The organism is Paraliomyxa miuraensis, from assembly GCF_026337845.1.
Classification (GTDB): domain Bacteria; phylum Myxococcota_A; class Polyangia; order Nannocystales; family Nannocystaceae; genus Paraliomyxa; species Paraliomyxa miuraensis.
The window spans coordinates 111,934-129,761 of sequence record NZ_JAOVZF010000155.1 but is presented as its reverse complement, the minus strand read 5'-3'; the positions used below and the strand labels follow the sequence as shown (position 1 = coordinate 129,761).

General features: G+C 69.0%; 14 protein-coding genes. 8 read left to right on the top strand and 6 right to left on the bottom strand.

All coding sequences use genetic code 11. The features are described from left to right. Window positions 1–7: 7 nt before the first annotated feature. Window positions 8–1,279, bottom strand: coding sequence for a LeuA family protein (locus OEB96_RS24345; protein ID WP_266219109.1), 1,272 nt, complete (start codon window positions 1,277–1,279; stop codon window positions 8–10). Beyond that, entirely contained in the window at window positions 1,276–2,313 is a 1,038-nt protein-coding gene (locus tag OEB96_RS24340) for a tetratricopeptide repeat protein (protein WP_266219108.1), read from the bottom strand. The genes OEB96_RS24345 and OEB96_RS24340 overlap by 4 nt, the downstream gene beginning before the upstream one ends. A 268-nt stretch (window positions 2,314–2,581) precedes the next feature. Between OEB96_RS24340 and OEB96_RS24335 the strand changes: the two genes are divergently transcribed. From OEB96_RS24335 to OEB96_RS24310, 6 genes are all read left to right on the top strand, one after another. Beyond that, entirely contained in the window at window positions 2,582–3,208 is a 627-nt protein-coding gene (locus OEB96_RS24335) for a TroA family protein (protein WP_266219107.1), read from the top strand. Window positions 3,209–3,367: 159 nt separating this feature from the next. Then, a complete protein-coding gene (locus OEB96_RS24330) occupies window positions 3,368–5,230 on the top strand; it encodes a 2-oxoacid:acceptor oxidoreductase subunit alpha (RefSeq protein ID WP_266219106.1) in 1,863 nt (620 codons plus the stop codon). Between the two features lie 54 nt (window positions 5,231–5,284). Beyond that, entirely contained in the window at window positions 5,285–6,310 is a 1,026-nt protein-coding gene (locus OEB96_RS24325; protein WP_266219105.1) for a 2-oxoacid:ferredoxin oxidoreductase subunit beta, read from the top strand. Window positions 6,311–6,491: 181 nt separating this feature from the next. After that, the gene (locus tag OEB96_RS24320; RefSeq protein ID WP_266219104.1) at window positions 6,492–7,445 is read left to right on the top strand and encodes a hypothetical protein; all 954 of its coding nucleotides are present in this window, start codon (window positions 6,492–6,494) and stop codon (window positions 7,443–7,445) included. Between the two features lie 115 nt (window positions 7,446–7,560). After that, entirely contained in the window at window positions 7,561–7,830 is a 270-nt protein-coding gene (locus tag OEB96_RS24315) for a hypothetical protein (protein ID WP_266219103.1), read from the top strand. 103 nt (window positions 7,831–7,933) lie between these two features. After that, complete coding sequence (locus OEB96_RS24310; protein ID WP_266219102.1) at window positions 7,934–9,091, top strand: aminotransferase class I/II-fold pyridoxal phosphate-dependent enzyme; 1,158 nt, start codon at window positions 7,934–7,936, stop codon at window positions 9,089–9,091. Between the two features lie 72 nt (window positions 9,092–9,163). Here the strand turns inward: OEB96_RS24310 and ychF are convergent, their stop codons facing one another. Both ychF and OEB96_RS24300 read right to left on the bottom strand, forming a co-directional pair. Beyond that, the gene (gene ychF / locus OEB96_RS24305; RefSeq protein WP_266219101.1) at window positions 9,164–10,264 is read right to left on the bottom strand and encodes a redox-regulated ATPase YchF; all 1,101 of its coding nucleotides are present in this window, start codon (window positions 10,262–10,264) and stop codon (window positions 9,164–9,166) included. A 59-nt stretch (window positions 10,265–10,323) separates the two neighbouring features. Continuing rightward, window positions 10,324–13,056, bottom strand: coding sequence for a serine/threonine-protein kinase (locus tag OEB96_RS24300; protein WP_266219100.1), 2,733 nt, complete (start codon window positions 13,054–13,056; stop codon window positions 10,324–10,326). Window positions 13,057–13,314: 258 nt separating this feature from the next. Between OEB96_RS24300 and OEB96_RS24295 the strand changes: the two genes are divergently transcribed. Then, the gene (locus OEB96_RS24295; RefSeq protein WP_266219099.1) at window positions 13,315–13,908 is read left to right on the top strand and encodes a hypothetical protein; all 594 of its coding nucleotides are present in this window, start codon (window positions 13,315–13,317) and stop codon (window positions 13,906–13,908) included. 29 nt (window positions 13,909–13,937) lie between these two features. On the opposite strand, the gene OEB96_RS24290 is transcribed toward OEB96_RS24295, so the two are convergent. Then, entirely contained in the window at window positions 13,938–14,972 is a 1,035-nt protein-coding gene (locus tag OEB96_RS24290) for a GNAT family N-acetyltransferase (protein WP_266219098.1), read from the bottom strand. Window positions 14,973–15,051: 79 nt separating this feature from the next. Here OEB96_RS24290 and pdxR point away from each other — a divergent pair, with 79 nt between their 5' ends. After that, window positions 15,052–16,539: a MocR-like pyridoxine biosynthesis transcription factor PdxR gene (gene pdxR, locus OEB96_RS24285; protein WP_456320262.1), complete on the top strand. Its 1,488-nt coding sequence runs from the start codon at window positions 15,052–15,054 to the stop codon at window positions 16,537–16,539. Between the two features lie 30 nt (window positions 16,540–16,569). On the opposite strand, the gene OEB96_RS24280 is transcribed toward pdxR, so the two are convergent. Then, a complete protein-coding gene (locus OEB96_RS24280; RefSeq protein ID WP_266219096.1) occupies window positions 16,570–17,826 on the bottom strand; it encodes an AI-2E family transporter in 1,257 nt (418 codons plus the stop codon). Between the last annotated feature and the right edge of the window lie 2 nt (window positions 17,827–17,828).

Below are 17,828 nucleotides of genomic sequence, written 5' to 3'. Positions count from 1 at the left end.
CCCGGCCTCAGTGCCCGAGCGAGCCCCCCGCAACGAGCGCCCGGATCTCGTGCTCCTCGAGCGTCCGGTTGCCCCGCTTGGCCGCCGCGAACACGCGATCGACCACCACGTCCGACGCGTCGAGACCATGCGTACGCAGCCAGTGCACCACGTTGGATCGCCCGCTATAGTGCCCGATCTCGATCTGTTGATGCCGGCCGAACACCCGCGCGGGCACCGAGGAGTACACCCGGTCGGCCAGCTCGAGATCGCCCTTGTTCTCCGCCTTGATCACCGCCGCCGCGTGGACCCCCGTGGCCGTGCGAAACGCATCGCGCCCCGACAGCGGATAGCTCGGGTGAATCGGCACCCCCGTGTACTCGCTGGTCTTGGTCACGTACTCCACCAGGCACGACAGGTCGTGACGCTCCTCGTCGAGCTCCCCCAACAGATAGAGGTTGAGCAGCAGTAGATCCATCGAGGCGTTGCCCACGCGCTCGCCGATCCCCAGCGCGCAGCCGTGCACCCGATCCACCCCCCACTCGAGCGCAAACAGGCTCAGGGGCAGCGCGTGACCGCGGTCGTTGTGACCGTGCCAGTCCAGCTCCACCCGTTCCTCCATGTCGAGCCCCCGAAGCAGCGCCTTGGTGAAGGCCAGCAGGTTGCGCACCCCATCGGGCGTGGCATGACCACACGTGTCACACAGCACCAGCCGTGTCGCGCCCTCCTCGATCGCCGCGCGAAACAGACGGTCCAGCGTCCGCGGGTGGCTGCGCGTGGTGTCCTCGGTCACGAACGATGCCGGCAGGCCATTGTCGACCGTCAGCCGCATCGCCTCGCGGGTGAGCCGCTCCAGCCGCTCCACGTCCCAGTCCTCGGCGTAGGCCCGGATCGGGCTGCTGCCGATGAACGCGGTGACCTCGATCGCCATCCCCACCCGCTGCGAGATCTCGATCACCGGCCGAATGTCGGCCGCCACCGTCCGCGCCGCACAATTGGGCTTGATCGAGAGCTTCTCCTCCATGATGAAGCGACACAGGCGCTCCACGTCCTCCACCGCCCTCGCACCCGCGCCCGGCAAGCCCAGGTCGACCACGTCGATCCCCAGCCGGTCCATCAAGCGCACGAGCTCCATCTTCTGCTCGATGGTCGGGTCGATCACCGATGGCGACTGCAAGCCATCGCGAATGGTCTCGTCGACGAAGCGCGGTCGCTTGCGCAGCACGGGGCCCCGCCGATCCTTGGCGTTCCAGTCGTAGACCAGGGCCGCGGTATCGCGATCGGGCACGTGAACGCTCATGCCGAGGCCTCCGCGAACAGCAGATCGTCCCGCCCGAAGAAATCGGTGATCTCCTCCACCATCGCCACCAGCAAGGTCTCGGCGATCTCGTCCTCGTCGTCGATCTCGTCCAGCAATACGTCGCGCGCCACCACGATGCCGGTCAGCTCCGCGTCGCGCTCCTCGAGCTTGGGTCGACCCACGAAGAACACCGGCGACCGCGGATCGGCTCCCGCGCGCACCTGTTCCTCGGTGGCTGCCGCCTGCACCGTGATCGGAGCGCTCGCCACCAGCCCCATGATCGGATCGGGCAGCTCCTCCATCGCGTCCTCGAGCTGCGTCCGTAGGACCTGGATCTCCTGGAAGGTCGGCGCCCCCGTCGTCCCGCGCAGCTTGGTCTCGAGCGCCAGCACCCTGAGCATCGAAGTCGCTCCGCCCTCGAGGTCCCCCGCCGCCTGCTGGGTGAGCCCGCGCTGATAGTGGTAGTCGGCATCCTCGGGCTCCGCCGCCACGGCGCGCTCGAGCAGCACCAGCGCCTCGTTGGTCCGCTCGAGCTCCACGAGCACGTCGGCCAGCGCGCTCAGATACAACGCGTGCTCCTTGAGGGCGGCGGACACGCCCTCGAGCACCTCCAGCGCCTCCTCGGCATCGCCGTCCTCCAGCCGGATCCGGGACAGCAGCACCCGCGCGTCGCCCTCGGTGCTCTCGTCGAGCCGCGGCAACGCCAGCGCGGCGCGAACCTGCTCCTCCGCCAGCCCGTCGTCGCCCATCAGGTGCAGACACCGTGCGCAATCGAGGTAGACATCGGCGCGATCGGGCTTCTGATCGGTCGCTTGCTGCAAGAACCCCGTGGCCCGCTCGATGTCGCCGTGGGCCCAGGCCACACGACCCGCCAGGTGGAGCACGCGAGGCTGGTTCTCACCCGCGCGCTTGCCCGCCTCGTCCAGGATCCGCTCGGCCAGATCCAGATCGCCCTCCTCGTCCGCGAGCAAGCCACGATCGATGAGCTCGTCGATGCCTCCAACCCGCAGGATCTCCTCGGTCCGATGACCCATGGCGGCCACGCTAGCAGGTCACCGGGCTCACTGGGCGGACTGCCAGACCACCGTCCTCGGCGGCCCACGTGCGTCGACCGTCATCGTCGGATTCGTGAGCCACCTCAATCGTCGGCCGCCCATGGACTCGCCGGTGGAGGCGCCGCAGCTCTCCGAGCACGGCGCCGCGCGAGCCCCCGCAAGGCGCCAAGAATGCGATGGACACGAATGTTCACCGGGCGGATGATCGTCATGCCTGCCAATGCAATCGCCCGACCGTCCCCCGCCCATGCCCTGGTCTCGACGCACCTTCCTGGTGACGATGGCGGGCGCGGCCGTGGCGGGGAGGTCGAGCTCCGCGAGCGCGGACGACGAGCGCCGCGTCGTCGTCCCCCACCTGGCCTTTGGCGCGATCGTCATGGCCGTCGGCGGAAGCGACGTCACGATCGAGGTCGACGCCACGCTTCCGCTGGCCACCATGCGGCTCTCCACCGAAGCCGAGGCCCGGCCGGTCGCGTGCGCCGACCGCCTGCTGCTCAAGGGATCCGGGCCGGCGCGGCGGCGGTACCTCGACGATGCGCGCAACGCCCCCAAGCTCGGGGCCGCGGTGCGCGACGCCTTGCGCACCCACTGGCCCGAGCTCGGCGACGCCTTCGCCCAGCGCCACAAGACCTGGTCCCGCGACCTCGCGCGCACCGTACTGCAGTGGACCAAGCAGCTCGAAGGGGCGGGATTGCGGGGCAAGCGCGTTCGCGATCCCCATGGGCGGATCTATCTATTGGAGTGGGCGGGCGCCCAGGTCTCCGCCGACGGGCTCGAACCGCCGCCGAGCCTCCGCTCCGCTCCCGAGCACCCCGCCGCGGCCACGGCGGACGCCTACGCCGAGTACGTTCAAGCGCTCGTCGACCTTCTCTAGTGGCAGCGGCCCCCGGCTCCTTGCCGCCGCGTCTCCTGGCATAGGACGCGTGACAACGTTTCGGACGGACGCCATACTCCCGTCCGCTGCGCTGACGTAACGTCACGTTCCCCGGGGCCGCGCCGGGGTCTACCTTTCGCAGCGACTCACGAAATCGTCATGGACACCCCGGTTACCGAATCCGCCGATGGCCGCGAGATCCTCGACTCGGTCGTCATTCGCTTCGCAGGCGACTCGGGCGACGGCATGCAGCTTGCCGGCGACCAGTTCACGCAGACCACTGCCGTCGCCGGCAACGACCTCGCGACCTTCCCCGACTTCCCCGCCGAGATCCGCGCCCCCGCAGGCACGACCTTTGGCGTCTCGGGCTTTCAGATCCACTTCGCGTCACACGACGTGCTCACCCCCGGTGATGCGCCCGACGTGCTGGTGGCGATGAACCCCGCCGCGCTCAAGGTCAACCTTCGCGACGTTCCCCGGGGTGGCCTGGTCATCGTCAACACCGGCGCCTTCAGCAAGGCCAACCTCAAGAAGGCCGGCTACGCCAGCGATCCCCTCGCCGACGGCACCATGGCGCCCTACCGGGTGCTCAAGATCGACATCTCCAAGCTCACCTCCGATGCCGTCGAGCACTTCGGGCTGGGCTCGAAGGCCTCCCTGCGCACCAAGAACCTGTGGACGCTGGGCCTGCTCTACTGGATGTTCGATCGCGATCGAGCCCCCACCATCAAGTGGCTCGAGGGCAAGTTCTCCAAGAAGCCCGAGCTCGCGCAGGCCAACATCGCCGCCCTCAACGCCGGCCATGTCTACGGCGAGACCGCCGAGATGCCGCAGGGCATCGGCTGCTACAAGGTCCCCAAGGCCGTGCTCGAGTCGGGCACGTACCGCAACATCACCGGCAACGAGGCGCTCGCATGGGGCCTCGCCGCGGGCGGTCGTCTCGCGGGCCTCCCCGTGGTGTTCGGCTCGTACCCGATCACCCCGGCCTCGTCGGTCCTGCACAACCTCGCCAAGCTCAAGCACTTCGGTGTGACCACGTTCCAGGCCGAGGACGAGATCGCCGCGGTCTGCTCGGCCGTCGGCGCCTCGTTCGGAGGCGCGCTCGGAGCCACCGCCACCTCGGGGCCCGGCATGGCCCTCAAGGGCGAGGCGCTCGGCCTCGCCATCATGACCGAGCTTCCGCTGGTCGTGTTCGACATCCAGCGTGCCGGACCCTCGACCGGCATGCCCACCAAGACCGAGCAGAGCGACCTGTTCCAGGCGATCTGGGGCCGCAACGGCGACGCCCCCTTGTGCGTGCTCGCGCCCGCATCGCCCGGCGAGTGCTTCCACTACGCCATCGAGGCCTGCCGCATCGCCATCAAGTACATGACCCCGGTCATCGTCCTGTCCGATGGCTTCATCGCCAACGGCGCCGAGCCGTGGAAGATCCCCAGCTTCGGCGATCTCCCGCGCATCGAGGTGAGGTTCCACGCCGACCCCGAGGGCTTCCATCCCTACATCCGCGACGAGCAGACCCTCGCCCGCGTGTGGGTCAAGCCCGGAACCCCGGGCCTCGAGCACCGCATCGGCGGCCTCGAGAAGGACTTCGCGTCCGGCAACATCTCCTACGATCCCAAGAACCACCACAAGATGACCAAGGTGCGCGAGGCCAAGATCCTCGGCATCGCCAAGGACATGCCGCAGCAGCACGTCGAGCTCGGCAACGACCACGGCGCCCTGGCCATCGTCGGGTGGGGCTCGACCTTCGGCTCGGTCAACCAGGCCGTGCGTCGCGCCCGGGCCGAGGGCCTGGACGTCTCGCACATCCACGTGCGGCAGATGTGGCCGATGCCCAGCAACCTGGGCGAGCTGCTGCGGCGCTTCGACAAGATCCTCGTACCCGAGCTCAACAACGGCCAGCTCTACCGCGTACTCCGGGCCGAGTACCTGGTGCCGGCCCAACCCCTCGACAAGGTCGAAGGCCAGCCCTTCAAGGTCGCGGAGGTGCTCGACGCCATCCGCGAGACCCTGAACGCCTGAGGCCAGCCAGGCCCCGCCACGCACTCCAGCCAACCAAAGCCGGGATTCCAAGCCATGACGCCTCTCGACCCTCCCGCCCAAAAGCTCACCAAGAAGGACTTCGTCTCCGACCAGGAGGTCCGCTGGTGCCCGGGCTGCGGCGACTACGCCATCTTGGCGGCCGTTCAGCGCGCGCTGCCCGACATGGACGTGTCCCGCGAGAAGACCGTGTTCGTGTCCGGGATCGGCTGCTCGAGCCGCTTCCCCTACTACATGAGCACGTACGGGTTCCACACCATCCATGGTCGTGCCCCCGCCCTGGCCACCGGCCTCAAGCTCGCCAATCCCGAGCTCGACATCTGGGTGATCACCGGTGATGGCGACGGCCTGAGCATCGGGGGCAACCACCTCATGCACCTGCTGCGCCGCAACGTCGACGTGCAGCTGATGCTGTTCAACAACCGCATCTATGGCCTGACCAAGGGCCAATACTCGCCCACGTCGCTGCTCGGACAGCGCAGCCCCTCGACCCCGATGGGCTCCGTCGATGCCCCCCTGAACCCCACGCTCTTCGCGCTGGGTGCGGGGTCCCGCTTCGTCGCCCGCGGGATCGACACCTCGATCAAGACGCTGGGCGACGTGCTCACCGAGGCTCGCGCCCACCGAGGGGCCTCATTCGTGGAGATCCTGCAAAACTGCCCCGTGTTCAACGACGGAGCGTGGGACGGCGTCACGGCCAAGGACATCGCGTCGGACACGCAGATGTGGGTCGAGCACGGCAAGCCGCTGCGCTTCGGCAAGAACAACGACAAAGGTCTTCGCATCGTCGAGGGCGGCCGTCGGGTCGAGATCGTCACGGTCGGCGACGGCGGCGTGCCCGAGTCCGAGCTCGCCGTGCACGACGAGACCAACCGCACGCTTGCGTTCCTGTTGGCGCAGCTCACCGCCCCCGAGATGCCCATGGCCTTTGGCGTGCTCTACCGCGATCCCCAGCCTTCCTACGGCCAAGCGGTCTCGGCTCAGAACACGCAGGCCATGGCCAAGGGCGCGGGAGACATCGACGCGCTGCTGCGCTCTGGTCACACCTGGACGGTCGAGTAGTCGCCCGCAGCGCGCTCTCGAACCGACGAAGCGCGCGTCCGAGCACGCCGCTCCCGCCGCCACCGAGCTCGCATCCCGGGCCTGGTCCGTTGCAGAATGACGGGGATGGTCGGGCCGTCGAAGCCCGCCCCGCGGCGCCCCACTGGGCGCCCCGCGAGCCTCGAACGAAAGAGCCTATTTCATGAGCATGCCCAACCCGCTTCCCAAGCTCCTGTGGACCCTCGCGCTCGGTGGACTCGCCGGCATCGGTCTGGGATGTGTGATCTCGGTGCAGCCCCTCGATTGCAGCGAGTGCGGCAACACCGGATGCAACAGCCAGGTGGTCAATGGCGAGTGTCGCTGTGATCTCGGCTACGAGTTCGCCAACGACGATCCCAATGACTACGAGTGCGACCGGATCCCGGGCAAGGGGGGTGACGCCAGCTGCGGCGGCGAAGACCACGTCCACCTCGAGGGTCAGGTCTGCGTCTGCGACCCCGGCTACAACTGGTGCGTCCCCGACGACCTGAACGATCTCAGCTGCTGCATCGATGACAACCAGGTCCCGGGGACGGATACCGACGGGCCCACGACGTCGGGAGCCACGGAAACTGCGGGAACCGCGGATGCCACGGAAACCGCCGATACGACGGTCGACGAGACCGGAGAGCCGCCCGGCATGTGCGAGCAGACCGATGCGCCCTGGAATGGGATCGAGCCCGACGCGGCCGATTGCACCGAGGATGGCCTGGTGTTCTGCAGCAACAACGACGTCGAGGGCCCCGCGGGCAGCCGCTACTGGGAGTGCGTCGGCGGGGAGTGGGTCGAGGGGGTGACCGTCGGCGATGAAAGCTGCCAATTCGACGGATTCGACTTCGCCTACGGCTGCGTGGACGACGGATCCTCGGTCACGTTCGTGTGCGGCGTCGGCCCCGGCACCCCATGCAGCGGCCCGGCGTGCAACGGCTGTGGAGGAGACGGCGACCAGATCGAGTTCTGCGACGACGGCAAGCTCGGTGGCGACAGCTGCTTCCGTATCTGCAGCGAGGACGGCGATGCCGAGGGCATCACCTACGACTTCGGCTACTGCACCACCGACGGCGGGGTCGCCGAGTGCGTGTGTTGTGACGAGGGCACCGAGGGTTGCCCCGTCTAGGCAGGGCCACCATGGAATCCGGGTGACCAGCCCCGACCTCTCGACCCCCGGTCAGCCTCTGACGGCGACCGGGGGTCTTGCACGTTTCGGCTCGCCATGGAAAAGAGGGTGCTCGGTGGCCGATGCCTCCAGTCATGATCTCCATCCCGCCCACGGTGGTCGGTTCGTGCTGACGCGGATCGGCTCGGGGGAGCCACTCGAGTATGTGGTCGCGATCCACCTACCCGAAGGTCGGCGCCTCGAAGCTCGACTGCACTGGAGCGACGGGCAGCCCCGGATCGAGCCCGCGCTCGACGACGGGTGGGCGGAGGCCGAGACCCTCAAGCTCGCCCGGATCCTCCGCCGCACCCCTCGCTCTTCCCTGACCCGGTGGCGTGGTCACTGACCCCTCGGCCGCCGGATCCGTCCCCGAGGCGAGCGCTCTCGGGTTCTAGAAGCCAATAAACAGCGTTCCATGGTGCTTGCGGGGCCTTCGCACATCTGAAACCATGCCTTCCGTCGTGAAGGCAGCGCTGCGAGCCCTCGAGTACCTGCCGTGGGCGAAGTCGATCGAGCGGGATGCTCGCTACGACCTCACGGGCAGCGGCATGAGCGACACCGTCGCTCCGTGGTCCGATGACGACGAAGCCAAGGCGCTCGCCGACACCTGGGCGGGGACACTCGAGATCAGCGAGCTGTGTCGCCGCGACGTGCGCCGCCGCGCACGAGAAGAGTTCATCGAGGTCGTGGCCGCGCGGTACGGGGTCGAACCCGCGCGAGTCACCCCGACGCTCGGGTCGAGCCTCGCGATCACCCACGTCTTGATGGCGCTCCTGCGTCCGGGTGATCAGGTCGTGGTCGAGCGCCCAACCTACGAGCCGCTTCACCGGGTACCCGAGATGCTCGGCGCGAGCGTCTCTCGACTCGAGCGCGACGCCGCGGACGGCTGGGCGGTGCGACCCGACCGCTTGGCCCGGCTGCTCACCTCGCGAACGCGTGCCGTGATCCTGAGCAACCTCCACAACCCCAGCGGAGTCGGGACCAGTCGCGAGACTCTGCTCGAGGTCACCGAGCTGGCGGCTCGGGTGGGTGCGGTCGTCTTGGTCGACGAGGTCTACCTCGACTACTGCTTCTCGACCGACGCCGCAGGCTCGCTCCTCCCCGCGTGCCTGGTCGCCCCCAACTGCATCAGCTGGTCGTCCACGACCAAGTGCTTCGGATTTCCCGCACTTCGCGCAGGCTGGATCGTCACCGGAGTTCCAGAGGCCGCCCGAGCCATTCGTGCCGCCACCGACTATCTCCACGTGGACGAGCCGGTCTCGACCCTCCTCCTCGGGGCCCGCGTCCTCCGTCAAGCCGATCGGCTCACGGCCTGGGCCGAGCGCATTGGCGATGCAGGGCGGGAGGTCGTCCAGCGGTGGATCACGGGAGAACCCCGTGTCTCGTGGGTCCCGCCGCGGGCGGGGCTGTCGGGATGCATTCGGCTGCCCGACCTCATGCAGGATGTGCCTTTCGCGCAGCACCTCCGCGAGCGCTACGACACCCAGGTGGTCCCGGGGTCCTTCTTCGAGGCTCCCGGTTTCGTCCGACTCAGCTTCGGCGTAGACCCCGCAATCCTGGAGCAGGGTTTGGCCAACGTCTCGGCCGCCCTGGACGACCTCGCCTGACCACGGCTGCGCACCAGGGACACGCGGCGAGGTCCGAGGGCCCCCGGTGTCGACCCCCGATGTCGACCTGGACTAGACGTTGAACCGAAAGTGGATCACGTCGCCATCGGCCACGACATAGTCCTTGCCCTCGAGCCGAAGCAGCCCCTTGCCCTTGACCGCCGCCTCGCTGCCCAGCTCCACCAGATCCTTCCAGTGCGTGACCTCCGCGCGAATGAAGCCTCGCTCGAAGTCGCTGTGGATCTTCCCTGCTGCCCCCGGTGCCTTCGTGCCGCGGCGGATCGTCCAGGCTCGGACCTCCTTCTTGCCCGCAGTAAAGAAGGTTACCAAGTCGAGGAGCGCATAGGCCTTGCGGATGAGCCGGTTGAGGCCGGGCTCGTCCAGGCCGGCGCCCTCCAGGAATTCCTGGCGGTCCCCTGGGTCGAGCGCCGCGATCTCCGCCTCGATGGAGGCCGAAATCGCAACCACCTCGGCGCCTTGATTGCGCGCTAGTTCCGCAACCGCCTGCACCAGCGGCTCATCCATCGCGCCCGACGCGTGGTCTTCGGCCACGTTGGCCGCGAACAGCACCGGCTTGGCGGTCAGCAGCGCCAAGGGCTCGAGGACGGCGCGCTCGTCATCATCGAGCTCCATGGCCCGAACCGGAATACCGTCCTCGAGGCTGGCCAGGACCTTCTCGGCCACCACCAGCGCCTTCTTCTCCTCCGCGTCTCCCCCCTTGGACTGCTTGCGGGCGCGGTCGCGGCGGTTCTCCAGCGACTGCATGTCGCGCAGCAGGAGCTCGGTGTCGATCACCGAGATGTCCGACCGGGGATCGACCTTGCCGTCCACGTGGACCACGTTGTCATCCTCGAAGCAGCGCACGACGTGGCAGATCGCGTCCACGCCGCGAATGTGGCTGAGGAACTGGTTGCCCAGCCCCTCCCCCTGGCTGGCGCCCTTGACCAGTCCCGCGATGTCGAGGAACTCGATGGTCGTGGGCACCACCGACAGCGGCTCGTACATGCGAACCAGGGCGTCCTGCCGCGGATCGGGCACGGCGACCACGCCCACGTTGGGCTCGATCGTGCAAAACGGGTAGTTGGCCGACTCGGCCCCCGCGTTGGACAGGGCGTTGAAGAGGGTGGACTTGCCGACGTTGGGCAGGCCCACGATCCCGACGGAGAGCGCCATATGGCGGCCCGCGTACCACAAACGAGTCGAGCCCGGGAGGGGCCGGGCTCACGGGCAGGTCACGGAGAGGGCCGGGGGTGCTGCTCCAGCCAACTTGCGACCTTGGCGCGGATCGGCTCGGGCACGTTGGCCGCCGTGTGGAGACCTGCGGCGGCCTGGTCAACCAGCTCCCAGGCCCGATGCGGCTCGTCCGGCCACAGCGCATCCCCCAGCGCCACGCGGGTCTCGGCGAGCTCCGACGCCTTGTTGGCGGCGGCCTCTCGGATCCGCAGAGCCCGCTCCAGCCGTGCCTTGGCCTCCTCGCGATGGCCGAGCTGGAGCTCGGCCCGCCCCAGGCTCGTGAGGGGGTGCCCGAGATATGGATGGTCGGGCCCAAGGGTCTCCTCCCACACCTCGATGGCCTGGCGGTGAAGGGTGCACGCCTCGTCGAGCCGGCCCTGCATCTCGGCCGCCAGCCCGAGATTGACCAGCGACGACGCATAGTGTGGATGACGCGTGCCCAAGTGCTTGGCGCGCAGGTCCAGCGCACGCTGGCTGGCGCTCCGCGCCTGGTCGTACTCGCCGAGGTTCAGGAGCACGGAGCCGAGGTTGTCGAGGGTGATCGCGACGTTGACGTGGTCCTCGCCGAACAGCTCGATGCGGATCGCGAGCGCTTGCTCGAGCTGCGCCCGCGCCTGCGCGAAGCGCCCCATGTGCTCGAGGGTGGCTCCGATCCCGTTGATGGCCGTCGCAACCACCGGATGACGCGGACCATAGCTACGCTGCCAGATCGACCTGGCCTGCTCGAGCGCCTCGAGTGCTTCTTCGAAGCGGCCCAGCTCCAGCAGCGCGGTGGCCAGATTGTTGTAGGCGGAGGCCACCGTGGGATGGTCCTCACCCAGCGCCTCCTTGCGCTGCTCGAGCCCGGCTCGGAACTCCTCGAGCGCCGCCTCGAATTGGCCCGAGACCGAGTACAAGGCGGCACGGTTGATGCGAAGGTCCGCCGCGAGCAGGGGGTCGGGGCCCAGGCGCTCGAGCGCGGCGGAGGCATGACGGACCCACGCCATGCCCTCATCGACTCGTCCGCGCTGGTATCCGGTCACGAAGGCCGCCCGGCTCGCGGCGAGCACCGCGATGCGATCGTGACGAACCTCGACCGCCCGCAACGAGGCATCCCCCAGGCTCTCCATGGCTGCATCGAGCTGCCCTGCCAATGCCTGCAGCGTTCCCAGTCGGTACAGCGCCTCCGCCTCCACGGGCGTGTAGCCGACCCGACGCGCGCGTTCGAGGGCTTGCTCCGCGTGCTCGATGCCGATGTCGTAGGTGCCCGCCTTGAAGGCGGCCTCGGCTCGAGCCAGCGTGAGGCGGATCTCGTCGACCTCCGGTTGCTGCTGCGGAGCGGGGCTCGCCATCGCCGCCGCCTCGACTCCCTCGTGGTGACACGAGGCCACGGGCGCGAGCTCGGCCGCCGCCTGAGTGGCCTTGGCCACCACCTCGGGCTCCCCGCCGACGAGCAGCTCGACCAGCGCCTGCAGCTCCTCCCGGCGCGTCCGCAGGCAAGCCATCTCGAGATCGAGGGCCGGGCTCCCGCCCTCGGCCTCCATGCGAGCGCAGACCTCTCGATAGCGCTCGCTCCAGCTCTGGGCCTGCCGGTCCAGGCGCTGCACCGTGTGGGTCCATGCATCGGCGGCATAGGGCAGATCGCTGCTCTCGAACGCCTCTCGCATCGTCGCCATGCGCTCGTCGTCCCAGACTCCTCGCAGCCGCTGCTCGGCCGACGGGCAGCTCGCCCTGGCCGTTGGTGCATCGGGCACGAGCGCCAACGCGACGACACTGCCCACCCCGAGCGTGGCCGTCGCCAGCGCCGTCATCCGCAGCGCCCTGCGGCGGCCATGGGCACGCTCCAGCGCATCGAGCAGCGCGGTCATGGAGGGCCAGCGCCGCTCGGGTGCTACCGCCATCCCTCGCAGCAGCACCCGGCGCACCGCCGCGGGCACGATCGACACCGCCGGCGCCGGCTCGACCTTGCCGGCCAGCACCGAGGCCCGTAGCTCCTCGAGGTCCTCGCCAGCGAAGGGCGCCTGCTCGTACAGCACGCGATGGAGGGCCACGCAGAATGCGAACTGATCCGAGCGAGCATCCACCGGCTGGCCAAGGTGCTGCTCGGGGGCCATGTAGGCCGGCGTCCCGACCACGGTCCCGGCCTCCGTGAACCCGTCGGCACGCTCCACCTGGACCGACGACGACACCAGCGCCAGGGAAGCCGACCGAACCTCCGCCGTCTCGTTCGCGAGAGCGACATCGTCGCGGGGCCTGGCCTCGACCGCGTCGACCTCCGCCACCTGACCCGTGGCCGTGGCGATCCCGAAGTCCGCCACGCACACGCGGCCATCCCTGCCCACGAGGATGTTGCTCGGCTTGATGTCGCGGTGCACGAGGCCCACCGCGTGCGCGGCCGCCAGCCCGCGCCCCGCCTTGATCGCGACCTCCACGATCTTGCGCCACTGGCCTCGGTGTCGTGCCGCCCATTGGTCGAAGGTCTGGCCTTCGACGTACTCCATCGCGATGAACAGCTGCCCCTCGATCGTCCCCACCTCGAACACCGTCACCACCGAGGGATGCTGCAGCTGGGCGAGCGACTGCGCCTCCCGTCGCATCCGGATCTCCCCCGAGCGGCTGAGGTTGGGCCGGAGGAGCTTGAGCGCCACCTTGCGACCCAGCTCGCGGTCGTAGGCCGCCATGACCACCCCCATCCCTCCCGAGCCGACCTCCTCGAGCAGGACGTAGCGCCCGAGATTGGCTCCCGGGCGCAACCCCGGCCGTCCGCCCGGCAACGAGGTGGGAGTCGCCGGGCCAACGTCCGCAACGGTGTGGTCCTCGTCGAGGTCCCCCGAATGGTCGTGCGTACCCGCGCCCAAGCCTCCCCCGCGTGCCGAGAATGCCGGCCCCCGCGCGCCATCTCAAGCCTTCGACACCCCGCCAAGCACCGCCGAAACGCTGGTACGCTCGAACATGGCCCCAGCGGTCCGAGCGCCGCCTCCTCCATGAGGGAACCTGCTACGGTGCCCCGCATGGCCAAGACGACGGCGAAGCTGTTGGGTCTCGCGCTGCTCGGCGCGGGTGCGTACGGACTGTGGACCATGGGGCAGGGGCTCGTCGGCGACGACTCGGCCGCCGATACCCGCAACGTGGTCAACCAGGTGTGGATCGAGCGGGCCCCCGAGGGTCCCCGCGACATGATCGCTCACCTCGTCTTGCTCGACCTACCCGAGGGGCGCTTTGGCGGGGCGGGCAAGTCTTCGCAGTGGCGCCACCTCCTCGAGGTGTTCCAGTGGGGCCTCGAGGGCAGCCGCCTGTCGGTGTTCTTCCCTCAGGATCGCGTCAAGGCCCAGCTTCGCGTCCGCAGCTGGGAGTGCGAGGGTGAGGCCCCCGCTCCCTTCGAGCTGTGCCTCGAGATCTCCAACGGACGTCGCAAGGCGGTGTTCTACAGCATGGAGGAGTGGCACATCGATCCCGAGCGCGCCGGCGAGTCCCTCGCCGTCCTGCAAGGGGCTCATCCCGAGCTCGCGGGTCTGCGCCGAGACGTCGTGGTCCCCGTCGAGATCGAGCAGGTCGAGCTCGACGACTACGCCCAAGTCGACGCGATGCTCCTGGGCGAGCAGTGAGCCGAGCGCGCGGTGGTCCGACGGACCACTCAGCTCGTCGTTCGCCCCAGCAGCTCGTTGCTCGACACATACGGTGAGAACCCCAACCGGGTATAGAACCCCTGGGCATCGCGCGTCCGGAGCAGCACCCGCCGCGCGCCACGGACCCGGGGGTGCTGCAAGAGCAAGCCGACCATGGCTCGCCCCAGCCCTCGCCCACGCAATGCAGGATCCACCACCACATCGTAGACGATCGCGATCTTGGCATCGTCTCCCACGGCCCGTGCGGTAGCCACCACGGTTCCTGCCGGATCTCTCGCCACGATCCACGCGGGGCTCGCCAGGTGAGCGCTGCGAATTCGGCGGGGTTCGACGCCCTCGTTCCAGTACTGCCCTTCCAGCAATGCAACCGCGGCCTCGACCTCGCGACCATCGGGCGCCACCTCGAACGTGACGCCGACGGGGCCGAGCATCCACGTCGGGGTCGGGCGACCGGGATGGGCTTCGCGCACGGCTCGAATGGCCGCCAGATCCCCCGGGGCCCCTCGCTGCCACAGCCCATCCAAGGCTCGAGCGATGGTGGCCGCGCCCTTGTGCTGGCCGAGCTTCGCCTTGCCCTCGATGCGTCTGGGCCTGATGCACCCGACGAACAGTCCGTCGATCGCGTTGGCATAGAGCGGATCATCGGCCGTGATTGGCTGATGGCGCCCCTCCGGCTGGTGGTGCTCCATCAACGCCTGGAGTACGGCTGCCTTCGTGACCCGGTCGGCCACGCGCTCGATGGTCCCCCACGCGTAGACGCTGCGGTAGTAGGTCGTGGCCGGGCACGCCCTGCGCTCGTCGAAGAACCAGCTGGGCAGGTGCGCCACCACTTCCTCCCCTGCGACCATGACCTCGCGACCGACGAGCTCGAGCTTCGTGCCCCGGTCGGCGCCATGGAAGCACAGCATCCCGTCGTGGACCACGCCATCGACCGTCCGCAGCAAGGGCCCGTCCTCGGTCATTCCCGCGATCCGGAACACCCCAGTGCGAGACAGCACGGCCAGCGCCTCGGACTCGGACATGGCGAAGCAGGGCTTGAGCATGGCCCAATCATGGTCTCCATCTGGATGATCATCGAGGTCCAGTTCCGAGATTCTCGATGGTCCAGTTGATGACCGGTGCATGGGCCCGTGGCATCCTGGGAGAGTCATGGGCTCCTGGACACTTGCGCTCGACCTCGGCCCGTCCTCGGAAGGAGGGGTGGCCATTCGAATTGCTTCGGCCATACGCGCGGAGATCCTTCGTGGTCGGCTCCTTCCCGACCAACGGCTGCCTGGCTCCCGCACCCTCGCCAGGCAGCTGGGGGTCAACCGCAACACCGTGACCGCCGCTTACGACGCCCTCGACGCCGAAGGCTGGATCCGCACCGAGCCTGCCCGAGGGCGGCGAGTGGCCCCACCAAGCAGCCGCAATCGCCCGGTGCGGCGCGACGAAGGGCCGCGAGCCGCCATGCCGGGGCGACTGGGCTTTGCGCTGGGCGACCCTCCGGCCACCACGGCCTCCTCCGATCCCTCCCTTCCCTTCGACCTCGGCGGTGGTTTGCCCGACGTGCGACTGGTCCCGTGGGAGGCGCTCGCTCGCGCCCACCGGCGTGTGCTTCAACGGCATGCGGCTCGCATCCTCGACTACGGTCCGGTGGCGGGCCATCCCGGTCTGAGGGCACAGCTGGCCGTGATGCTCGCAGAGACCCGGGGATTGGCCTGCACCGGTGACGACGTCTTCGTCACCCGCGGCAGCCAGATGGCGCTGTGGCTGGTGGCGGCAGCCATCTTGCGGCCCGGTGATCGTGTTGCGGTCGAGGCCTTCGGCTATCGCCCCGCGTGGGATGCCCTACGAGCCCATGGTGCCGACCTCATCCCCATACCGGTGGACGACGACGGGCTCGATGTACCTCGCCTGACCGAGGTCCTCGAGCAGGGTCCGCTACGCGCCGTCTACCTGACTCCCCACCACCAGTATCCCACCACGGTCGCGCTCGGAGGGCCACGGCGCCTCGCCCTGCTCGACCTCGCCCGCAAGCATCGGCTCGCCATCATCGAGGACGACTACGACCACGAGTTCCACTACGAGGGACCGCCCGTGCTGCCATTGGCCACCCTTGATCACGGTGGACACGTGATCTACGTGGGGACCCTGTCCAAGGTCCTGGCTCCCGGCCTGCGCATCGGCTACGTCGTGGCTCCGCCACCGTTGCTGCGACGGATCGGGGCGCTGCGCGTCGCCATCGATCGTCAGGGGGCGCTCTCCCTCGAAGCCGCGGTCGCCGAGCTCATGGAGGACGGTGAGCTACAGCGGCACGTGTGGAGGACACGGCGTTGCTACCTCTCCCGGCGCGACACCTTGCTCGACGCCCTGCGCACGCACCTCGGAGATCGCATCCATCTGCGCCCGCCGTCGGGCGGCCTGGCCCTGTGGGCCGAGGTCAGCGGGCTCGATGCGGACGAGTGGGCCGAGCGAGCGGCCGTACGCGGCGTTCGCATCCGACCGGCCCGGCAATTCGCCTTCGATGGCCGTCGGCGCCCGTTCGTCCGCCTGGGCTTCGCTCGACACGACGAAGACGAGCTACGCGTCGCCGTCGGGCACCTTGCTCGGGCCGCCAGCGCACGATGACGAATGCCTGCGAGCGACGTCCCGTCGGGCTCAGCGATCCCCGTCACGAAGCTCGGGCCGAACCTCGTCATCACCGATACGCTCCGACGACGGCTCGGGCCGGGCCCCCTCCTCTTCGATGCGTGCCGGCGACGGCTCGGGCTCGGAGGATGCCGCCCCGGTCGCTGGCTCGTCGTCCGCCGTGACCTCCTGGCTCACTCGAGCACGCCGCCAGAGCATCCACCACGACGGCAGGGCACCGGGCGGTCGCTCCCAGTCCGGCGATGGTCCGAGCAATACCGCGATCCACCGCAGCATCTCGTGCCGCTCGAGCGCGATGCGTACCGCGATCGTCATGGGCACGGAGAGCACCATCCCCACCGGACCCCAGACCCAGCCCCAGAACACCAGCGAGACGAACACGACCAAGGGCGACAGACCGAGCCGACGGCCAAGGAGCTGGGGCTCGATGAGATTGCCAATGACGGTGTTGATCGCCAGGTAGCCCAAGCCGACCAACACCATCGACAGCGGCCCCTGATCGGGCTGTACCAGCGCCACCGCCATCGCCGGGAGCGCGGCGATGATCGAGCCCACGTTGGGGATGAAGTTGAGCAGGAACGCCACCATGCCCCACAGCAGCGGAAAGTCCACGCCCAAGGCCGAGAGCAGCACGAGCACGCATACGCCGGTTGCCGCCGAGATCACCGTCTTGAGGCCCAGGTAGCGCTGAACCTCGGCCATGATCTCCGACAACTCGGAGAGATCGGCCTCGGGATCGCCGAGCGCCGCTCTGAGCTTGGTGGGAAAGCCCGCTACCTCGAGCAGGATGAAGACCATCGTGAGCACCACGAGTGCGGTGTTGGAGAGCGCGGCAATGACGTTGCCCACGAACGAGCCCGCCATCCCCACCACCATGCCGGGTTCGATGGACTCTCCTCGCAGCGCTTCCTCCACGTCGATGCCGTGGCCGGCGAGCCACTCCAACAGCTCGGCGAACGTGGCATCGAGCGCGGCGCGGTAGCCAGGCACGGCTTGCTCGAACCCTGCAACGGACTGGGTCACCAATGCCCCGAATCCGAGCATCACCCCGATGACGCCCACCATCGTGACCATCACCGCCCAGCCCGGAGGAAATCCCCTTCGCTCGAGCCACAGCACGAACGGCGCGACCACGATCGACAGGAACACCGCCACCAGGAACGGCAACAGCAGCGTTCCGGCCAGCTTGAGCCCGGCCACGATGATCACCAGCGCCGCCAGGACCAGCAGCGTGCGAACGGCGGTCGTCTCGGTGACCCGAGCCACGG